The organism is Streptomyces olivochromogenes (assembly GCF_021538895.1).
Taxonomy (GTDB): Bacteria; Actinomycetota; Actinomycetes; order Streptomycetales; family Streptomycetaceae; genus Streptomyces; species Streptomyces olivochromogenes_A.
In genome coordinates, this window is record NZ_JADDRL010000156.1 from 1 (window position 1) to 18,279 (window position 18,279).

At 73.4% G+C, this 18,279-nt stretch carries 20 protein-coding genes; 6 read left to right on the forward strand and 14 right to left on the reverse strand.

All coding sequences use genetic code 11. From position 1 onward, the window contains the following. Positions 1-15: 15 nt before the first annotated feature. Entirely contained in the window at positions 16-675 is a 660-nt protein-coding gene (locus IPZ69_RS42355) for a response regulator transcription factor (protein WP_235460195.1), read from the reverse strand. Positions 676-956: 281 nt separating this feature from the next. Continuing rightward, positions 957-1,634: a DUF3000 domain-containing protein gene (locus IPZ69_RS42360; protein ID WP_235460197.1), complete on the reverse strand. Its 678-nt coding sequence runs from the start codon at positions 1,632-1,634 to the stop codon at positions 957-959. 96 nt (positions 1,635-1,730) lie between these two features. On the opposite strand from IPZ69_RS42360, the gene hemE reads away from it, so the two are divergent. After that, positions 1,731-2,798 carry a uroporphyrinogen decarboxylase gene (hemE, locus tag IPZ69_RS42365; RefSeq protein WP_235460198.1) on the forward strand — a complete coding sequence of 356 codons (1,068 nt, stop codon included), beginning with the start codon at positions 1,731-1,733 and terminating at the stop codon, positions 2,796-2,798. Position 2,799: 1 nt separating this feature from the next. Here the strand turns inward: hemE and IPZ69_RS42370 are convergent, their stop codons facing one another. After that, a complete protein-coding gene (locus tag IPZ69_RS42370) occupies positions 2,800-3,624 on the reverse strand; it encodes a rhomboid family intramembrane serine protease (protein WP_235460200.1) in 825 nt (274 codons plus the stop codon). A gap of 92 nt (positions 3,625-3,716) precedes the next feature. Here IPZ69_RS42370 and IPZ69_RS42375 point away from each other — a divergent pair, with 92 nt between their 5' ends. Further along, positions 3,717-4,001, forward strand: coding sequence for a hypothetical protein (locus IPZ69_RS42375; RefSeq protein ID WP_235460202.1), 285 nt, complete (start codon positions 3,717-3,719; stop codon positions 3,999-4,001). On the opposite strand, the gene IPZ69_RS42380 is transcribed toward IPZ69_RS42375, so the two are convergent. Both IPZ69_RS42380 and IPZ69_RS42385 read right to left on the reverse strand, forming a co-directional pair. Then, positions 3,998-5,398 (reverse strand): FAD-dependent oxidoreductase, encoded by a 1,401-nt coding sequence (locus tag IPZ69_RS42380; protein WP_235460204.1) that lies wholly within the window; start codon positions 5,396-5,398, stop codon positions 3,998-4,000. The genes IPZ69_RS42375 and IPZ69_RS42380 overlap by 4 nt on opposite strands. A gap of 38 nt (positions 5,399-5,436) precedes the next feature. Beyond that, positions 5,437-6,345, reverse strand: coding sequence for a DUF4349 domain-containing protein (locus IPZ69_RS42385; RefSeq protein ID WP_235460206.1), 909 nt, complete (start codon positions 6,343-6,345; stop codon positions 5,437-5,439). 170 nt (positions 6,346-6,515) lie between these two features. Here IPZ69_RS42385 and hemG point away from each other — a divergent pair, with 170 nt between their 5' ends. Both hemG and hemQ read left to right on the forward strand, forming a co-directional pair. Then, positions 6,516-7,970, forward strand: a complete 1,455-nt coding sequence (gene hemG, locus IPZ69_RS42390) for a protoporphyrinogen oxidase (RefSeq protein ID WP_235460208.1) — start codon at positions 6,516-6,518, stop codon at positions 7,968-7,970. Between the two features lie 5 nt (positions 7,971-7,975). Further along, positions 7,976-8,707 carry a hydrogen peroxide-dependent heme synthase gene (hemQ, locus tag IPZ69_RS42395; protein WP_235460210.1) on the forward strand — a complete coding sequence of 244 codons (732 nt, stop codon included), beginning with the start codon at positions 7,976-7,978 and terminating at the stop codon, positions 8,705-8,707. Between the two features lie 8 nt (positions 8,708-8,715). Here the strand turns inward: hemQ and IPZ69_RS42400 are convergent, their stop codons facing one another. From IPZ69_RS42400 to IPZ69_RS42430, 7 genes are all read right to left on the reverse strand, one after another. Further along, a complete protein-coding gene (locus IPZ69_RS42400; protein ID WP_235460212.1) occupies positions 8,716-10,359 on the reverse strand; it encodes an alpha/beta hydrolase in 1,644 nt (547 codons plus the stop codon). Positions 10,360-10,507: 148 nt separating this feature from the next. Further along, positions 10,508-11,293: a TIGR04222 domain-containing membrane protein gene (locus IPZ69_RS42405; protein ID WP_235460215.1), complete on the reverse strand. Its 786-nt coding sequence runs from the start codon at positions 11,291-11,293 to the stop codon at positions 10,508-10,510. Positions 11,294-11,389: 96 nt separating this feature from the next. Continuing rightward, positions 11,390-12,163, reverse strand: coding sequence for a DUF4142 domain-containing protein (locus IPZ69_RS42410; RefSeq protein WP_235460217.1), 774 nt, complete (start codon positions 12,161-12,163; stop codon positions 11,390-11,392). Positions 12,164-12,262: 99 nt separating this feature from the next. Further along, positions 12,263-13,609 carry a DUF692 domain-containing protein gene (locus IPZ69_RS42415; RefSeq protein ID WP_235460219.1) on the reverse strand — a complete coding sequence of 449 codons (1,347 nt, stop codon included), beginning with the start codon at positions 13,607-13,609 and terminating at the stop codon, positions 12,263-12,265. 134 nt (positions 13,610-13,743) lie between these two features. After that, entirely contained in the window at positions 13,744-14,352 is a 609-nt protein-coding gene (locus tag IPZ69_RS42420; protein ID WP_235460221.1) for a TIGR03086 family metal-binding protein, read from the reverse strand. Positions 14,353-14,464: 112 nt separating this feature from the next. Then, positions 14,465-15,103: a TetR/AcrR family transcriptional regulator gene (locus IPZ69_RS42425; protein ID WP_235460223.1), complete on the reverse strand. Its 639-nt coding sequence runs from the start codon at positions 15,101-15,103 to the stop codon at positions 14,465-14,467. Continuing rightward, positions 15,100-15,831 (reverse strand): aminoacyl-tRNA hydrolase, encoded by a 732-nt coding sequence (locus IPZ69_RS42430; protein WP_235460225.1) that lies wholly within the window; start codon positions 15,829-15,831, stop codon positions 15,100-15,102. The genes IPZ69_RS42425 and IPZ69_RS42430 overlap by 4 nt, the downstream gene beginning before the upstream one ends. 35 nt (positions 15,832-15,866) lie before the next feature. On the opposite strand from IPZ69_RS42430, the gene IPZ69_RS42435 reads away from it, so the two are divergent. Both IPZ69_RS42435 and IPZ69_RS42440 read left to right on the forward strand, forming a co-directional pair. Next, positions 15,867-16,739: an ABC transporter ATP-binding protein gene (locus tag IPZ69_RS42435; protein WP_235460226.1), complete on the forward strand. Its 873-nt coding sequence runs from the start codon at positions 15,867-15,869 to the stop codon at positions 16,737-16,739. Next, on the forward strand, positions 16,736-17,407 hold the full coding sequence (locus IPZ69_RS42440) for an ABC transporter (RefSeq protein ID WP_235460227.1): 672 nt from the start codon (positions 16,736-16,738) through the stop codon (positions 17,405-17,407). Before IPZ69_RS42435 ends, IPZ69_RS42440 begins: the two co-directional genes overlap by 4 nt. On the opposite strand, the gene IPZ69_RS42445 is transcribed toward IPZ69_RS42440, so the two are convergent. Next, positions 17,399-17,590, reverse strand: a complete 192-nt coding sequence (locus IPZ69_RS42445) for a hypothetical protein (RefSeq protein ID WP_235460228.1) — start codon at positions 17,588-17,590, stop codon at positions 17,399-17,401. The genes IPZ69_RS42440 and IPZ69_RS42445 overlap by 9 nt on opposite strands. 18 nt (positions 17,591-17,608) lie before the next feature. Then, a partial coding sequence (locus IPZ69_RS42450; protein WP_235460229.1) for a polysaccharide deacetylase family protein occupies positions 17,609-18,279 on the reverse strand: 671 nt, incomplete at its 5' end.

Sequence of the window (18,279 nt, forward strand, 5' to 3'; positions counted from 1 at the left end):
GAGTCGGGCGGCGGGTCAGTGGATGATGCCGGTGCGCAGGGCCACCGCGACCATCCCGGCGCGGTCGCCCGTGCCGAGCTTGCGGGCGATGCGGGCGAGGTGGCTCTTGACGGTCAGCGCGGACAGGCCCATCGAGACGCCGATCGCCTTGTTGGACTGGCCCTCCGCGACCAGGCGCAGCACCTCGACCTCACGGCCGGAAAGCTCGCGGTAGCCGCCCGGGTGGCTCGGGGCACCCGGGGGGCGGCGGTGCATACGGGCGGCGGAGCCGAGGGGAGCGCCGCCCGGTCGGGTGGGGAGCCCGATGTTGGTGCGGGTGCCGGTGACGACGTATCCCTTGACCCCGCCGGCCAGGGCGTTGCGCACGGCGCCGATGTCGTCGGCTGCCGACAGGGCCAGGCCGTTGGGCCAGCCCGCGGCGCGGGTCTCGGACAGGAGGGTCAGGCCGGAGCCATCCGGGAGGTGGACGTCGGCGACGCAGATGTCGCGGGGGTTGCCGATGCGGGGACGAGCCTCCGCGATGGACGAGGCTTCGATGACATCGCGCACACCGAGCGCCCACAGATGGCGGGTGACGGTGGAGCGGACGCGCGGGTCGGCCACGACCACCATGGCGGTCGGCTTGTTCGGGCGGTAGGCGACCAGGCTTGCGGGTTGCTCAAGGAGAACGGACACCAGGCCTCCTGGGGTGCGGGACGGGCCGGCTCTGGGGATGAAGCCGGGACGAACCGTGCTTTCAAGGTCACAGTCGTCTTCGGCACCAAACGCGTCCGCCTTTAGAGAATGATCACGATCTGGTGAGTAACAATCCGTGCAATTCGGACACGCGATCGATCATCCGAAGATCGAGTCGGTTCGGGCGGGTTCACTTACGGGACTGAAAGTGGCCGTATCGACAAAGAGATGGTCAACCAGATGATGATCAACCAGCAGGAGGCGAAACCGGCGGGCGGACGTCAGCGGGACTGCGGCCCCCGGCGCTGCGGCAGGGTCACCACCGAGGCGTCGCCGGGGGCGGCCGGCGGCAGCCCGGCGACCTGGGCCAGCAGGTCGCACCAGGCGGACAGGTGGGCCGCGGTGTCCGGGACCCCGCCCAGACCCTCCCGCGGCGTCCACGAGGCGCGGATCTCGATCTGCGAGGCGGCGGGCCGCTCGGACAGCCCGCCGAAGTAGTGCGAACTCGCGCGCGTGACGGTGCCGCTCGCCTCGCCGTACGACAGCCCGCGCGCCTGGAACGCGCCGGTCAGCCACGACCAGCAGACCTCCGGCAGCAGCGGATCGGCGGCCATCTCCGACTCCAGCTCCGCACGCACCAGCGTCACCAGCCGGAACGTCCCGTGCCAGGCCTCGTGGCCGGCCGGGTCGTGCAGCAGGATCAGGCGCCCGTCGGCGAGGTCCTGGTCGCCGTCGACGACCGCGGCCTCCAGGGCGTAGGCGAAGGGGGCGAGCCGCTGCGGGGCGGGCGTCGGCTCCACCTCCACCTGCGGCCGCAGCCGAGCACAGCGCAGTGCCTCGACCGCGACCCGGAAGGGTGGCGGGGCCGAACCGTCTTTATCTCGGTCCGCCTCCTCCGTGCCCTTCGCGTCGTCCATCCCGCCAGCGCCGTCCGACAGTCGTCCCTGAGCCGCAGCCATGCGGGGAAGATTAAGGGAACGGACGCGCCGCGCAGGTCGAGACACCCCAGAAGGGCGCTGCCATGTCGGCTTCCGGGGCGTGGGAGACTTTTCGTCGTGAGTGCGAACGGAAGCCCCACGGGCCAGCAGCCGACAGCGACGTACGACAGTGCCTTCCTCAAGGCGTGCAGGCGTGAACCCGTGCCGCACACCCCCGTGTGGTTCATGCGCCAGGCCGGCCGTTCGCTGCCGGAGTACCACAAGGTGCGCGAGGGCATCCCGATGCTGGAGTCGTGCACGCGGCCCGAGCTGGTCGCCGAGATCACCCTCCAGCCCGTCCGTCGGCACAACGTGGACGCGGCGATCTACTACAGCGACATCGTCGTCCCGCTCAAGGCCATCGGCGTCGACCTCGACATCAAGCCCGGCGTCGGACCGGTCGTCGCGCACCCGATCCGCACCCGCGCCGACCTCGCCCAGCTCCGCGACCTCACCCCCGAGGACGTCTCCTACGTCACCGAGGCCGTCGGCCTGCTCACCGCCGAGCTCGGCCCGACCCCGCTGATCGGCTTCGCCGGCGCCCCGTTCACCCTCGCGAGCTACCTCGTCGAGGGCGGCCCCTCGCGCACGTACGAGAACGCCAAGGCGATGATGTACGGCGACCCGGAGCTCTGGGCCGACCTGCTCGACCGCCTCGCCGACATCACGGGCGCGTTCCTCAAGGTGCAGATCGAGGCCGGCGCCTCCGCCGTCCAGCTCTTCGACTCCTGGGCCGGAGCGCTGGCCCCCGCCGACTACCGGCGCTCGGTGCTGCCCGCCTCCGCGAAGGTCTTCGACGCCGTCGCCGGATACGGCGTCCCGCGCATCCACTTCGGCGTCGGCACCGGCGAACTGCTGAAGCTCATGGGCGAGGCCGGCGCGGACGTCGTCGGCGTCGACTACCGGGTCCCGCTCAACGAGGCCGCCCGCCGCGTCGGCCCCGGCAAGGCGCTCCAGGGCAATCTCGACCCGGCCGTCCTGTTCGCCGGCAAGGACGCGGTGGAGACCAAGGCGCGCGAGGTGCTCGACGCGGCCGCCGGTCTCGAAGGCCATGTCTTCAACCTGGGCCACGGCGTGATGCCGTCCACCGACCCGGACGCGCTGACCCGGCTCGTGGAGTACGTGCACACGCAGACCGCCCGCTGAGTCACCACGTGTGCCGGGGCCGGGCCTGCCTGCCGAACAGCAGGCCGGGCGGCTCCGGCGGCGGCGGGGTGCCCGGGCGCAGCGGCAGGGCCAGCAGCATGCCCACCACGAAGCCGACCACATGCGCCGCGTACGCCACGGTCCCGGCGTCGGAGACGCCCTGGCCGGAGGAGTACACCGCCTGCAGCGCGAACCAGAAGCCCAGCACCAGCCAGGCGGGCAGCCGCAGCGGCAGGAAGATCAGGAACGGGACCAGGACCCAGACCCTGGCCCTCGGGAACAGCACCAGATAGGCGCCCAGGACCCCGGCGATCGCCCCGGACGCGCCGATCAGCGGGTCGCCCGAGCCGTCGTTGAGCAGCGCGAAGCCGTACCCGGCCGCGTAGCCGCAGACGACGTAGAAGAGCAGGTACCGGACGTGGCCCGTCCGGTCCTCGACGTTGTTGCCGAAGATCAGCAGGAACAGCATGTTGCCCAGCAGGTGCAGCCAGCTGCCGTGCAGGAACATCGCCGTGAAGACCGACAGTTCGGGCGACTTGTCGTAGCCCGCCGGCCCCACCACGCACCCCGGTCCGTGCGGGCCGATCCCCACGGCGCCGGTCGGGACCAGCCGGGGGAGCTGATGGTGGATCAGCTCCCTGGGCACCGCCGCGTAGTGATCCATGAACGCCTGCAGATGGCACAGTTGAGCCAGATCGCTGCCGCCCGCCACGGAACCGGCGATGCCCGGCGTCGACACGAAGACGAGCACGTTGGCGGCGATGAGCGCGTAGGTCACCCAGGGGGTGCCGCGCACCGGATTCACGTCATGGACGGGGATGACCACACACAAGTACTGCCCCCGATCCGGCGCGCGAATCGGTGAACACGGCCGACCGGACGCCCGTATCACTCGTCAACCGACGTGAGGATCAGGCGATGAACGAGCGAGTTACTCCTCCGATGCACGCGCTGCCCGACGGGGAGGCCGAGCTCTCCCTTGTCGTACGGCTCCCCTGGGAAGACGTGGCCCGGCTCGGCCAGGAGGCCGGACGGCTGGCCGCGCAGACGCAGCGGCCCGTCACCCTGGACGAGGCGGTGAGCAACCGGCTGCGGTCCACCAGGCCCTCCGCCGCCCACGCCAAGCCCGCGGGGGAGCAGCCCGCCGCCACGTCGTCGGCCCCGAGCGTGACCTCCCTGCCCCGCATCAGCGGTACCGCCTAACAGATCCCCGCGCGCACCTTCGCCGCCGCTTTTCTCGCCGCGACCAGTACCGGGTCCCACACCGGCGAGAACGGCGGGGCGTAGCCCAGGTCCAGGGCCGTCATCTGTTCCACCGTCATGCCCGCCGTCAGCGCGACCGCGGCGACGTCGACGCGCTTGGCCGCGCCCTCCCTGCCGACGATCTGCACGCCGAGCAGCCGCCCGGTGCGGCGTTCGGCGAGCATCTTCACCGTCATCGGGGAGGCGCCGGGGTAGTAACCGGCGCGGCTGGTCGACTCGATGGTCACCGTCTCAAACTGGAGGCCGACCCGGCGCGCGTCCTTCTCCCGCAGTCCGGTGCGGGCGATCTCCAGGTCGCAGACCTTGCTCACCGCCGTCCCGACCACGCCCGGGAACGTCGCGTAACCGCCGCCGACGTTGGTGCCGATGACCTGGCCGTGCTTGTTGGCGTGGGTGCCGAGCGCGATGTGCCGGTCCTGCCCCGAGACCAGGTCGAGCACCTCGACGCAGTCCCCGCCGGCCCAGATGTCCGTGTGGCCGCGCACCCGCATCGCGCGGTCGGTGAGCAGGCCGCCGTGGCGGCCGAGGGGCAGCCCCGCCGCCCTCGCCAGCGCCGTCTCCGGGCACACGCCGATGCCGAGCACCACCACGTCCGCCGGGTACTCGGCGTCGTCCGTGGCCACCGCCCGCACCCGGCCGTCCTGCCCGGTGAGCACCTTGGTCACCGTCGCGTCGTCGACCATGGTGATGCCCAGGCCGGTCATGGCCGTGTGCACCAGGCGGCCCATGTCCGGGTCGAGGGTGGACATCGGTTCCTTGCCGCGGTTGAGGACGGTCACCTCGTAGCCGCGGTTGATCAGGGCCTCCGCCATCTCGACGCCGATGTAGCCCGCGCCGACGACCACCGCGCGGCGCCCACGCGTGCCCGCCAGGGTGTCCAGCAGGGCCTGGCCGTCGTCGAGGGTCTGCACCCCGTGCACGCCGGGGGCGTCGACGCCGGGCATGTCCGGGCGGATCGGGCGGGCGCCCGTCGCGATCACGAGCTTGTCGTACGACGTCCACTCCTCGGCGCCGGAATCGACGTCACGCGCGCGTACCCGCCGCCGGTCCACGTCGATCTCCGTGACCTCGGTGCGCATGCGCAGGTCGATGTCGCGCGCCCGGTGCTCCTCGGGCGTCCGCGCGATCAGCCGGTCCCGCTCGGGTACCTCACCGCCGACCCAGTACGGGATGCCGCACGCCGAGAACGACGTGAAGTGGCCGCGTTCGAACGCCACGATCTCCAGCTCGGCGGGCCCCCGCGTGCGGCGCGCCTGCGACGCCGCGGACATCCCCGCGGCGTCGGCGCCGATCACGACCAGCCGTTCCCTGTCGCCCCGTCCACCGCTCATGCTCATGGAGACCACGCTACGGGCACGGGGCGGGCCGGGTCCGGTCAGCTCTCCTCGTCGGGCGCGGGCGTCGCGCGGCGCGGACGGGGGCGTACGACCCGCAGCCACAGCAGCACGAGCAGCGCGGCCAGGGCGGCGAACGGCAGCACGGCGCCGAGGGCGAGGGCGATCCAGCGCAGCATCGCGACGAAGACGTGCCAGCCGCCGGCCAGCGCGTCCACGAAGCCGGGCGAGTCGTCCTTCGTGGCCTTCTTCACCGGCGTCTCGGTCAGCGACAGGGTGATGGTGGCCAGGCTCGTGCGGTCCTTCAGGGACGACTGCTGGGCGAGCAGGGCCTCCAGGTCGGCCTCGCGGCTGCTCAACTCCCCTTCCAGGGTGACCACGTCACTGAGCTTGGTCGCCTTGTCCATCAGCTCGCGGACCCGGGCCACGCTGGCCCGCTGCGACTTGATGCGGCTGTCCACGTCCACCACCTGTTCGGTGACGTCCTGCGCGTTCGCGGTGCGGTCGATCAGCCTGCCCGCGCCCTGGAGGTCGGCGAGGACCTCGTCGTACTTCTCGACGGGGACGCGCAGCACCACGCGGGTGCGCTCGTGGCCCCGGGTGTCGCGGCGGGTGCTCTCCTTGCCGACGTAGCCGCCCGCGTTCTCGGCGGTGGCGCGGGCCTCGTCCAGCGCCTTGGGCACGTCCTTGACCCGAACGGTGAGGGAGGCGGTGCGGATGATGTGGTTCGCGGTGAGGTCGGGTGCCTTGGCCCGGGCGGTGTCCGAGCCGCCCTTGCCGTCGGCGTCGGCCGCGAAGCTTCCCGAGTCTTCCTGTGCGGCCGCGCCCGCCGCGGACTTGGAGCCGCCGCCGGAGTCGTTCGCGCCGCTGCAGCCCGCGAGCGCGAGTGCGGTGGCGACCAGGATTCCGGCCAGGGCCTGGGCCGGTCGTGCGGAGCGTCGTGTGCGCATGGGATCGGTACCCCCGAGGGTCGTGACGACTGACGCTCCTTCGACGCCGCGAGCGGCCCGCGCGTTTGACCGGGACGGTCCCGAGCCGGTCCCGATGCGGTCACGGTCGGGACTCGGCAGGGCCACATGGCCCTGGCGGGAATGTCGGTGCCGTCTGAGAAGGTGGAGCCATGAGCGGATCACGTACGGGCACGGGCCATGCCGTCGTCATCGGGGCCGGTATCGCGGGGCTGGCCGCCGCGCACCGGCTGCTGGAGCGCGGCGCGCGCGTGACCGTGCTGGAGGCGGGCCGCAGGCTCGGCGGCAAACTGCGGGCCGGGCGGATCGAGGGCGTGCGGATCGACCTCGGCGCCGAGTCGATGCTGGCCCGCCGCCCCGAAGCGGTGGACCTCGCGCGCGCGGTGGGCCTCGCCGACCGCCTCCGCACGCCCGCCACCGCGACCGCCTCGATCTGGACCCGCGGCGCCCTGCGCCCCATGCCCAAGGGGCATGTGATGGGCGTCCCCGGCAGTGCGTCCGCCCTGTCCGGCGTGCTGTCCGACGAGGGCCTCGCCCGCATCGAGCGCGACGCCGACCTGCCCCGCACGGAGGTCGGCGAGGACGTGGCGGTCGGCGAGTACGTGGCGGCGCGGCTCGGCCGCGAGGTCGTCGACCGCCTCGTCGAGCCCCTGCTCGGCGGGGTGTACGCGGGCGACGCCTACCGCATCTCGATGCGCTCGGCGGTGCCGCAGCTCTTCCAGGCCGCCCGGACCCACGACTCCCTGACCGAGGCCGTCCGCGAGATCCAGGCGAAGGCGGCGGCGAGCCCGCAGACCGGGCCCGTGTTCATGGGCATCGAGGGCGGTGTCGGCACCCTGCCCGAGGCCGTCGCCGAGTCCGTCACCGCGCGCGGCGGCGAGATCCTCACCTCACGACCGGTGACGGAGCTGCGCCGGGACGCCGACGGCGGCTGGCGCGTGACGGCCGGCGACCGCGTCCTGCACGCCGACGCCGTGGTCGTCGCCGTGCCCGCGCCCGTGGCCGCCGAACTGCTGGCCGACGAGTCCCCCGGGGCCGCCGCCGAGCTGCGTGCCGTCGAGTACGCCTCCATGGCCCTGGTGACCCTCGCCTACCGCCGCGACGCGGTCTCGCTGCCCGAGGGCAGCGGCTTCCTGGTCCCGCCCGTCGACGGCCGCACCATCAAGGCGTCGACGTTCTCCTCCCGGAAGTGGGGCCCGTCCGCCGGCGACGACCCGGACGTGGTCGTCCTGCGCACTTCCGTCGGGCGGTACGGCGAGACGGAGATCCTCCGGCACGAGGACGCCGACCTCGTCGAGGTGTCCCGGCGGGACCTCAAGGCGGCCACCGGTCTCGACGCCACGCCCGTGCGGACCGTCGTGACCCGCTGGACCGACGGCCTGCCGCAGTACCCGGTGGGCCACCACGCGCGCGTGGCCCGCGTCCGCGAGCAGGTCGCGAAGCTGCCCGGCCTCGCCGTGTGCGGCGCGGCGTACGACGGCGTCGGCATCCCGGCGTGCATCGCGAGCGCGTACGCCGCCGTGGACCAGCTGGGCGGCGACCTCGACGGTGTGCAGGAGCTCACCGCCAACCCGGTGCAGAGCCTTCACGGCGGAGCGGGAGAATAAGGGACATGAGTGACGACGCCCCCACCACCGAGTCCGGCAGGATCCCGAACAAGGGCAAGCTGGCCAAGGACCTCAACGAGGTCATCCGCTACACCCTCTGGTCCGTCTTCAAGCTGAAGGACGTGCTGCCGGAGGACCGCGCGGGTTACGCCGACGAGGTCCAGGAGCTGTTCGACCAGCTCGCCGCCAAGGACGTGACCGTCCGCGGCACGTACGACGTGTCCGGTCTGCGCGCCGACGCCGACCTCATGATCTGGTGGCACGCCGAGACGAGCGACCAGCTCCAGGAGGCGTACAACCTCTTCCGCCGGACGAAGCTGGGCCGAACGCTGGAGCCGGTCTGGTCGAACATGGCGCTGCACCGCCCCGCCGAGTTCAACCGCTCGCACATCCCGGCGTTCCTCGCCGACGAGACGCCCCGCAACTACATCAGCGTCTACCCGTTCGTGCGCTCCTACGACTGGTACCTGCTGCCCGACGAGGACCGCCGCCGCATGCTCGCCGACCACGGCAAGATGGCCCGCGGCTACCCGGACGTGCGCGCCAACACGGTCGCCTCGTTCTCGCTGGGCGACTACGAGTGGATGCTGGCCTTCGAGGCCGACGAGCTCTACCGCATCGTCGACCTCATGCGTCACCTGCGCGCCTCGGAGGCCCGCATGCACGTCCGCGAGGAGGTCCCCTTCTTCACGGGGCGCCGCAAGTCGGTGGCCGAGCTGGTCGAGGGTCTCGCCTGACGCGTTGATCAGCGCTGGTCGGCCTTGCCCTTCAGGGACTCCCGCAGCTTCTGCTTGCGGGCGCGGTCGGCCGGCGTCTCGGGCTTCGGCTCCGGGCGCGCCGCACACGCGGCGCGCCGCTCCGGCAGCCGGCCCTCCAGCAGGTACGCGTCGAGGTAGGCGTTGACGCACTCGTTCGGCCCGCCCGCGAGGCCGTGCGTGCCGGAGTCCCGCTCGGTCACCAGCACCGAGTCGGCCAGCCGCCGGTTCAGCTCCAGCGCGCCGTCGTAGGGCGTGGCCGCGTCCCGCTCGGCGGCCAGGATCAGCGTCGGCGGCAGCTCACCCGGCCCGGTGCGCACGTCGAGCGGATGCTGCCGGGGTGCCGGCCAGTAGGCGCACGGCAGGTTCGTCCACGCGTTGTCCCAGGTCTCGAAGGGCGCGACGCGCGCGAGCCGGGTGTTGTCGCGGTCCCACACCGTCCAGTCGGTGGGCCAGGGCGCGTCGTTGCACTCGACGGCCGTGTAGACCGCGTTCGCGTTCTCCGCCTCGACGGCCGCCTCGGTGGCCGGACCGGCGATCTTGACCAGCGGCTTCGGGTCGCCCTTCAGATACGCCGACAGCGCCTCGGCGCGGCCCGGCCAGTAGTCGTCGTAGTACCCGGCCGTGAGGAACGCGCCCTGCAACTGCCCCGGCCCGACCGTGCCGCCCGCCGGCTCGGCGGCCAGTCGCGCCCGCGCCTTCTCGTAGCTGTCGCCCACCTTCTCGGCCGTGTCGCCGAGCCCGTACACGTCGTCGTGCCGGGCGGCCCACTCGCGGAAGTCGGCCCAGCGGCTCTCGAACGCGGCCGACTGCTCCAGGTTGTTGCGGTACCAGATCTGCCCGGGGTCCGGGTTCACCGCCGAGTCGAGCACCATCCGCCGTACGTGCGAGGGGAACAGCGTCGCGTACACGGCCCCGAAGTAGGTGCCGTACGAGGCCCCCATGAACGTGATCCGGTCCTCGCGCAGCGCGGCGCGCACGACGTCCAGGTCGCGGGCGTTGTTGAGCGAGGTGTAGTGGCGCAGCCCGCTCCCGGACCGCTGGGCGCAGCCCTTCGCGTATGCCTTCGCCCGGGCGATGCGCTCCTTCTTGTACGACTCCGAGGGGTAGGTCGGTGCCTGCGAGGGCCCCGTGAAGAAGCGCTTGGGATCCTCGCAGGACAGCCGCGCCGAACGGTTCACCCCGCGCGGGGTGTAGCCGACGAGGTCGTACGCGGCCGCGATCCGCTTCCACCCGGGCAGCGCCCCGATCAGCGGGAAGCCGAGGCCGGAGGCGCCGGGACCGCCCGGGTTGTAGACGAGGGCACCCTGCCGGGGCACCTTCCGCTTGCTGTTGTGCGGGTCCTTGTGGGTGGCCTCGATCCGGCTCACGGTCAGCTTGATCTGCTTGCCGCGGGGGCGCGTGTAGTCCAGCGGGACGCTCACCGTGCCGCAGCGCAGGGCGGCGGGCGCGTGCTCCTCGGCCGGGCAGGTGCCGAAGTCGATGCCCTCGGTGCGGGCGCGCTCGGCGGCCAGCCGGGTGCCGCGCAGTTCGGCCGCCGCGACCGAGCCGCCGACGGCGCCGCCGGCGGGGGCCGCGGCCAGGGTGGTCAGGAGCAAGGACCCGGCGGTGCAGGAGAGGGCGGCGGCTCGCATGGCGTATCCCTTCGGTGCACGGGGCACGGGCACCGCAGTACGGACACTGTGGCGACAATAGGGATGTTTCGTGCGGTCGTTGGCGAAGGCAAGCACCGTCCGGCCGGTGTCGGGCGCAATGCCCCTTATGCGCCGCCGGGCGGTGGCCTCACTCGTGCCAGGGCTGGTCGCGGTGCGCGAAGGCGGCGCGCAGCTCCGGCTCGCCGACGGCCCGGATCCCGCGGACGGCGACCGAGGTGAGGTACGTACGGTCGTCCACGGCGCCGCCGGTCCGCCGGGTCAGGGTGCCGAGCAGCCGCTGGCCGGCCGGGGAGGCCCAGGGCGAGTACGGGTGCGCCTCGACCCGGGCTATCGCCAGACAGCTGAGGGTCAGGATGAGGGGAAGCGCGAACCAGACGGCGACCAGATCGCGCGGCATCTCGCTCTGAGCCGGCATCAGCAGCGCGGTCACGCCCAGCGCGAGGACGGCCACGGCGGCGGCCCGCACCTGGCGCAGCCCGGCCCCGACGGTCGTCCGGGCGCCGTCCGGCACCGCGAGCCCCGCCTGGACCAGACCGTCGGCGAGAGAACGTACGGCGTCCGCCCCGGCCGCCGCGGACCGCACCGGCTCTATGCGGGACTGTCCCTCCGGTCCGATGGCCCCTATGACCGACCGCTCCATCTCGTCCCGCCCGCGCGGGTCGACGACGGTCGCCCAGCCGGTGTGCGCGAGCAGCAGCCGCCGCTGGCGCGCCATGGAGACCAGGGTGAGATCGGCGACCCGGGCGGGGCCGCCGGACAGGAACGCCGCCTCGTACAGCGTCAGATCGTGCCCCTGGGCCGCGGTCGTGTCGTCCGTGTCGACGGCCGCCGCGCGTACGGCGGCCAGGCACAGCCGGGTGCACGCGGTGCCGGCGACGGCCCAGGCCAGCAGCAGGAGAAGGACCCAGAACATGACGTGTTTCTATGCCAGGGGCCTGGGAAACGCCATGCCCTTTTCGCCATCCGGGCGGAGTGTTGCCGGTCCGTGACGTTCCGTTTCCCGCCCAGGTCAGGGGCTGTTCGTCGGAGGCGGGCCGGTGACGGCCGGCGGGAGCGTGTAGGTCGGGGAGGGCGAGGGGGCGATCGGGACGGCCGCCCCGGGGTCGGTCAGCGGCGGGGTGCCGGTGCCGGCCGGCGGGCTGGTCGCGGCCAAGTCCCGGGCCAGATGCGCGAAGTCGACGTTGCCGGTCGCCTCCAGGATCTTGATGTGGTCGAGGACGGTCGTGTTGGCGTCGTCGGCGAGCCCGCGCACCAGCGAGTTCTGGGTGCTGGCCCGGACCTGGGCCACGACGGAGAACACCTTGCCGTGGGCGAACCGCAGGATGTTGGCGAACTGCCGGTCGAAGTCCTGCCCCTGCGCCGCGCTCAGCGTGGCCAGCCACTGCTTTTGCTGGTCGTTGGGCTCGTTGGGCAGCCCGAGCCCGAGCCGCTGGGCGACCTCGCGCACCCGCTGGTCGAGGAAGGTGTGCCCGTCGATCAGGTGCTGACCGGCGGTCCGTACGGCATCGGTCGTGCCCTTGCCCTGCGCCAGCTGCCCGGCGGGCAGCTCCCACAGGCCGGCCAGCCGGACCTTGGTGACGAAGTCCCGGTCCAGCGCGGACAGTGGTCCGTACGGGGTCCGCACGGTCTCGGCGCTCAGCACGTTCGCGCCGGTCACTCCGGATCGGTCGGCGTACGACCAGATCGGAAAGACCAACGCCACGAGGGTCGCCGTCAGGCCGGCGATGATGAGTCCGGTGCCGTTGAATATGCCTCGGCCCTTGATCGGGGGTCGCGGTCGCATGGTGCCTCCTGCACCGCACGCCAGTACGCTTCGGGTGCGGGATCCGCATAGTACTGCGGTCAGGAGCACGGCCCCGATGGCACCTGGCAGTACCGCGGCTCACCCCTTGCGCAGCAGCACCTTCCGCGCCGCCCGGGCCACCCGCACGACCGGCCGCCGGGACCGCGGCACCGGACCCGACCGCTCCAGCCACCACTCCCGCAGCGCCCGCCCCACCGCCGGGTCCTCGACGCGCCGCTCGCCCAGCAACCGCCCGGCGAAGTCCAGCGCGTCGCGCCGGTACCCCCCGGTCATCGGATGCGCCTGCGCATAGCCGAGGAACGCCTGCCGGTACCCGTCCCCGAGGATCCCCGGCAGCTCGGGCGCGACCTTCGCCACCACGTCGGCCCGCTTCGCGGCCAGCGCCCGCGCCTGTACGCCCATGCGCACCCGGTCGAACCCCTCGGGCACGGGCGTCCCGGCGACGAGCGAGGACAGCACGGCGGCCTGCGCGAGCCCGAGCCGCTCCCGGGCGGCGTCGCGGGAGCCACCGAGGGCTTCGCCTGCTTCACCGCCGCCCGCACCGCCCGTGCCCCGCGCCGACTGGTCCGAGGCGGTGGGTGCGGAGTGCGTTCCGGCCGTCGCGCGTCCCGCCGTCACGGCCTGCCGGATCGCCTCCACCTCTCGCTCCATCTCCGCCGGCTCGGGGAAGTTCTCGTCCCGCTCCAGCAGGACGCCGGGCGGTGCGACCCGGGAGGCGAGGTCGGTCAGGATGTCGAGGACCGGGCGGGGGACCGGGTGGGCGTGGCTGTCGTGCCAGACGCCGTCGCGCTCGAAGCCGCCCGCGACATGGACGTACGCGATGGCCTCCAGTGGCAGCTCGGCGAGCGCCTCGGCCGGGTCCTCTCCCCGGTTGACGTGGTTGGTGTGCAGGTTCGCCACGTCGATGAGGAGCCGCACCCCGGTCCGGTCGGCCAGCTCGTACAGGAACTGGCCCTCGGTCAGCTCCTCGCCGGGCCAGGAGATCAGCGCGGCGATGTTCTCCACGGCCAGCGGCACGGGCAGCGCGTCCTGCGCGATGCGCACGTTCTCGCACAGCACGTCGAGCGCGTCCCGGGTGCGCGGCACGGGCAGCAGGTGCCCCGCCTCCAGTCGCGGCGAGGCGGTCAGCGGTCCGCCCGCCCGGACGAACGCGATGTGCTCGGTGACCAGCGGCGAGCCCAGCGCGGCCGTCCGCTCGGCGAGGGCGGTCAGCCGCCCCGCGTCGGGCCGGTCCGCGTCCCCGAGGCCGAGCGAGACGCCGTGCGGGACCACGGTCACCCCGCGCTCGCGCAGCCGCAGCAGCGACTCGGGGAGGTGTCCGGGGCAGACGTTCTCCGCCACGACCTCGACCCAGTCGATGCCCGGCATGCGCTCGACGACGTCGGCGATCTCCGGCCGCCAGCCGATTCCCGTACCCAGTCGCATGGTCGCTTCCCCCTCCTCCGAGTGACGGGGGTATGGCCCCGAAGCGCGGCGCCGAACCTCGTTGTCCGCCGCTTCAGAGCAACATTTGAGGTTCGGCGCCGCGCTCTGCCGCCGTACTCCGGACGCAGGGGGACTTACTTCCGTACGGGCCACCGCCCCGGCTCCCGGCCCAGCAGGCGCAGTGCTTCCTCCAGCGGCCCGGACCCGTCCGGCACCTCCAGCGCCGGGGCGAAGGCGAACCCCGGGCCCCGGCGTTCGGGGGCGGCCGGCACCCGTCGGGCCACGGCGAGGGCCGCGCCGAGGACGTCGTCCGGCAGTTCCAGGCCGACGCCCAGGGTCGCGGCGACGTCCCAGGCGTGCACCACGTAGTCGACGAAGTGGAAGCTCATCGCCTGCCGGCCAGGGAAGCCGGCGCCCAGCTCCGCCAGCATGAACTCCCGTTCCGTCGCGCCCGGTTCGGCGAAGGCCGCGAGGACGGCCGCGGCGGCGACCCGGTGCACGCGCGCCGGTTCGCCCATGTCCGCCGGCTCCCGCCAGTGGGCCGCCTCCCCTCCCGCCCCGCGCGCGGCCGCCGCGAACCCGAGGTGCTGCGCGGTCATGTGCGCCACCAGCCGCCGCAGGTTCCACCCCGCACACGGGGTGTCCCGGCCCCAGTCGTCCTCCGCCGCCAGCCCCACCACCCGCAGGCTCTCGTGCACGGCGATCCGGTCGAGTTCAACGATGTCCGTTCCGGTCACAGTCATACGGCCACCGTAAAACTATACGAACGATCGTGCTAGTTGTTTTGCGAGACCGAAGCCGGAGCCAAAGCCGAGGCCGAAGCCGAAGCCGAAGCCCGTCCGTGGTGCGGGCGGCTCAGTCGGCCCGCGGCACCGGCACCCCGTCCACCGCCGCGCCCCGCAACCGCGCGGCGATGCCCACCCGGGCCCTGCGGTAGACGCCCTCCTCGTCGTGCAGCACCGAGACGGCGTTGGCGGTCTCCATCAACGCCACCATCTCGAAGGCCAGTTGGGGGACATCGGTGTCGGGGCGCAGCTCGCCCGCCGTGCGGGCCTCGTCGATCGTGCGCTCCACCAGCGCCGTCCAGTACCGCTGCGCGTGCACCACCGCGTCGTGCACCGGACCGGTACGCGCGTCGTACTCGGCGATGACCCCGTAGAAGAAGCAGCCGCCCGGGAAGACCCGCCCGCGCGAGTACTCCAGCCACAGTTCGCACAGCCGCCACACCCGGCCGATCCCGGCCGGCGTCTCCTCGGCGGGCCGGACGACCCGCTCGGCGAAGATCCGGGCCGCCTCGCGCACGGTGGCCAGCTGCAGCTCCTCCTTGGACCCGAAGAGCGCGAACACCCCGCTCTTGCTGAGCCGCAGTTCGCCGGCCAGCCGTCCGACCGACAGCGCCTCCAGCCCCTCGACGGAGGCGATGTCGACGGTGCGGCGCAGCACCGCCTGCCGGGTGCGGTTGCCCCGTTCCACCCTGCCGTCGAGCCGAGTCACCCCGACGCCCCCTGACGAAGCGCCGGGTGGTCGGCCACGACGGTGCAGGAGCCGGGCGCGATCTCGGTGAAGCCCGCGTCACGGACCACCGGCAGTCCGCTGTCGGTCAGCGCGCGCCAGTGGGCGCGGTCGGCGGTGCGCACGGAGAGCGGGAAACCGGCGTCGCGCCAGGCGGCCCGCTCCTCGTCGGACAGTTCCCACCAGGCGAGTTGGGCACCATGGCCCGCCTGGGCCATCGCCTTCCCGGCCGACATGTCCAGGTCGGGGCTCATCCACAGCACCGGCTGGGCGCGGTCGGGGTCGACGGGCGGCTCCGGGTCGTCGAGCTCGGTGCCGGACACCTGGAGCTTCGCCAGGTCCTTGGGCCAGCCGTCCAGCGGTACGGGCGGGAAGACCCGTACGTGAGCCGACTTACCGGTGACCGTGATCCCGGGCAGGGTCTCCGCCCGCCGCCACTCGGAGCCGCGGGCCCGGCGCACCACCTTGCGGATCCGCGCGTCCTGCCAGTCCCGCACCGCGGACGCCCATTCCCCGTCCCCGAGCGCCCGCTCGTCACTCAGCAGCGTGAGCACGGAACGGGCGGCGGTCTCCAGCGCATCTGTACGGGCGGGCGGCGCCGACCGCTCGATCCGTACGACCAGCGGCAGCACGAACTGCGGTGCCGCGTCGCGTGCGGAACGCTCGGACCGGAAGGGACTGTCAGCGGGGGATGTCGCATCGTGGCTCACACCGGCCAACCCTACGGCCGGACGAAAATAACCTCATGCAACGTGATCTGCTCCTGGCCCGCGTGGGCCGCCGCTACGGCGTACGCGGCCCCTGGGTGTTAAGAGGCGTCGACCTCGCCATCACCCCCGGCACCCTCATCCGCGTGGAAGGAGCCAACGGCACCGGCAAGTCCACCCTGCTCCGCCTCCTCGCCGGACTCGACGCCCCCACCGAGGGCCGCATCACCGGCCGCCCCCGCACGGCGTACGTCCCGGAGAGGTTCCCGGCGGCCCTGCCCTTCACGGCCGTCGGCTATCTGACCCACCTCGGCACCATCCACGGCCTGTCCAGGCGCACGGCGGCCCGCGCGGCCGAGGACTGGCTGGAGCGGTTCGGCGCGGGCCCCTACGCGCGCACGCCGATGGCCCAGCTGTCCAAGGGCAGCAGCCAGAAGGTCGCCGTGGCGCAGGCCCTGCTCGCCGAGCCGGAACTGCTCGTGCTGGACGAGGCCTGGACCGGTCTCGACGTGGCGGCCCGTGCGGAGCTGGAACGGGCGGTCGCCGAGCGCACCGCCGCCGGGGGCGCCGTGGTCTTCGTCGACCACGACCCGCGCCGCCTCGCGGGGGCGCCCGACGCCACGTACACGGTGGCCGAGGGCACCCTCAACCGCCGTACCGAGAAGGAGAGTTCACCGGCCGGCCCGCATGCCGTCGTCACCGTGCAGGGCGCACCGGGCGGACAGCTGCCCCCCGACGCGGGCCGGATGCTCACCTCGGCCGACGAGACGACGCCCGGCACCTACCGGCTCACCGTCCCCGCGTCCCACTCCGACGTCCTGCTCCGCGCCCTGCTGACGGCCCGTCCGCCCTGGCACGTGGCGAGCGTGAGCACCAGCGGCTCCGCTCCCGACCCCGAAAGCCGCTCATGACCGCCCTGCTGCGCTACCAGGCCGCGCTCCTCATACGCTCGCAGCGCTGGCTGCCGCCGTTCCTCCTGTACGCCGCGTTCCTGGCCGTCGGCGTGCAGAGCGGCCAGCCGGTGCTCGACTCGCTCGGCTACGCGTCCGCGGCCCTGCTGCCCGTGGCCGCCTGGCTGGTGCGGATCTGTGTCACCAACGAGCCGCCCGCGGCCCGTGCCTGCGTCGCCGCCGCGACCGGCCCCGGCCGGGCCCACCTGGCCGCCCTGCTGACGGCGCTCGGCGCGGCGGCGGCCCTGGGTACGGCGGCGACGCTGGTCGTGACGCTGATCAGCGATCCCGCCACCAACGGCCACCGCACCCATGTGCCGCCCCTGGAGTCGGCCGCGGCCGGCGTCCTCGCCGCCCTGGCCTGCGCGCTGCTGGGCTCGGCCGTCGGCGCGCTCACCAACCCGCCGCTGCTGCGCTCGCCCGGCCGCGCCGTGCCCGCGATGCTGCTGGCCGCGCTGCTCTCGGTGGTCCTCGCGGGCTCCCCGGCCCAGGCCGCGGTGAGCGGTCTGGTCACCGGCTCGCAGTCCGGCCGGGTTCCGGTGCCGCTGCTGCCACTGGCCGCGGCGGCCGTGCTGGCGACCGCGGCCTTCGCCGTGGCCTGCGCGCTCACCGGCCGCCGCTCACCCTGAGCAGGCGGTGCGCTGTGCCTCCTGCCACTCGCACCGGGGGCACAGCGTGATGCCCTTGTACGACTCCGGGTACTCCGTCGGCTCGCGGCACAGCACGCACTCCGCGTAGGGCGGTCCGTCCGCGACCGGCGGCCTGGTGGCGTCGATGCTCGTGCAGTAGGTCTCGTCGTCCTGGTCGCTCATGCCTCCAGCGTAGGCAGGTCAGGAGCGGCCGCCGGACTGCCCGATCAGGTCGGACACCTTGACGAACCGGAAGCCGCGCTTGCGCAGCTCGGGCACGATGGTGCGGACGGCGGTCTCGGTGGTCGGGGCGGCGCTGCGCGTGCAGTGCATCACGACCACGGACCCGGGCTTCACCCCGTCCAGCACCTGCCGGGCCACCGCGTCGGCGTCGGTGGCGAACGCGTCGCCGCTCACCACGTCCCACTGCACCGCGGTGACGTGCAGTTCGTCGAGCGCGCGCAGTGCCTGCCGGTCGTAGCAGCCGCCGGGGAAGCGGAAGTACGGCAGCGGTTGCGGCACGCCCGCCCTGCGGAAGGCGGTGTACGCCCGCTGCACGTCCGTCCGCATCTGGTCCGCGTCGACGGTCGGCAGGCCGTAGCAGTCACCGGTGAAGGCGTAGTGGCTGTAGGAGTGGTTGGCGACCTCGAACAGCGGGTCCCGGCCGATGGAGCGGGCCTCGGCCGGGTACTCGTCGGCCCATCGGCCGGTCATGAACACGGTGGCCGGAACCTTCAGCCCGCGCAGGGTGGAGATCAGCTCGGGGTTGTCGAAGTGCTCGCCGGTGGCCGCGCGGTGCCCCTGGTCGGCGGTCATGTCGGCGTCGAAGGTGAGGGCGACGGTCTTGCCCAGGTTGCGCGGGCCGTTGAAGA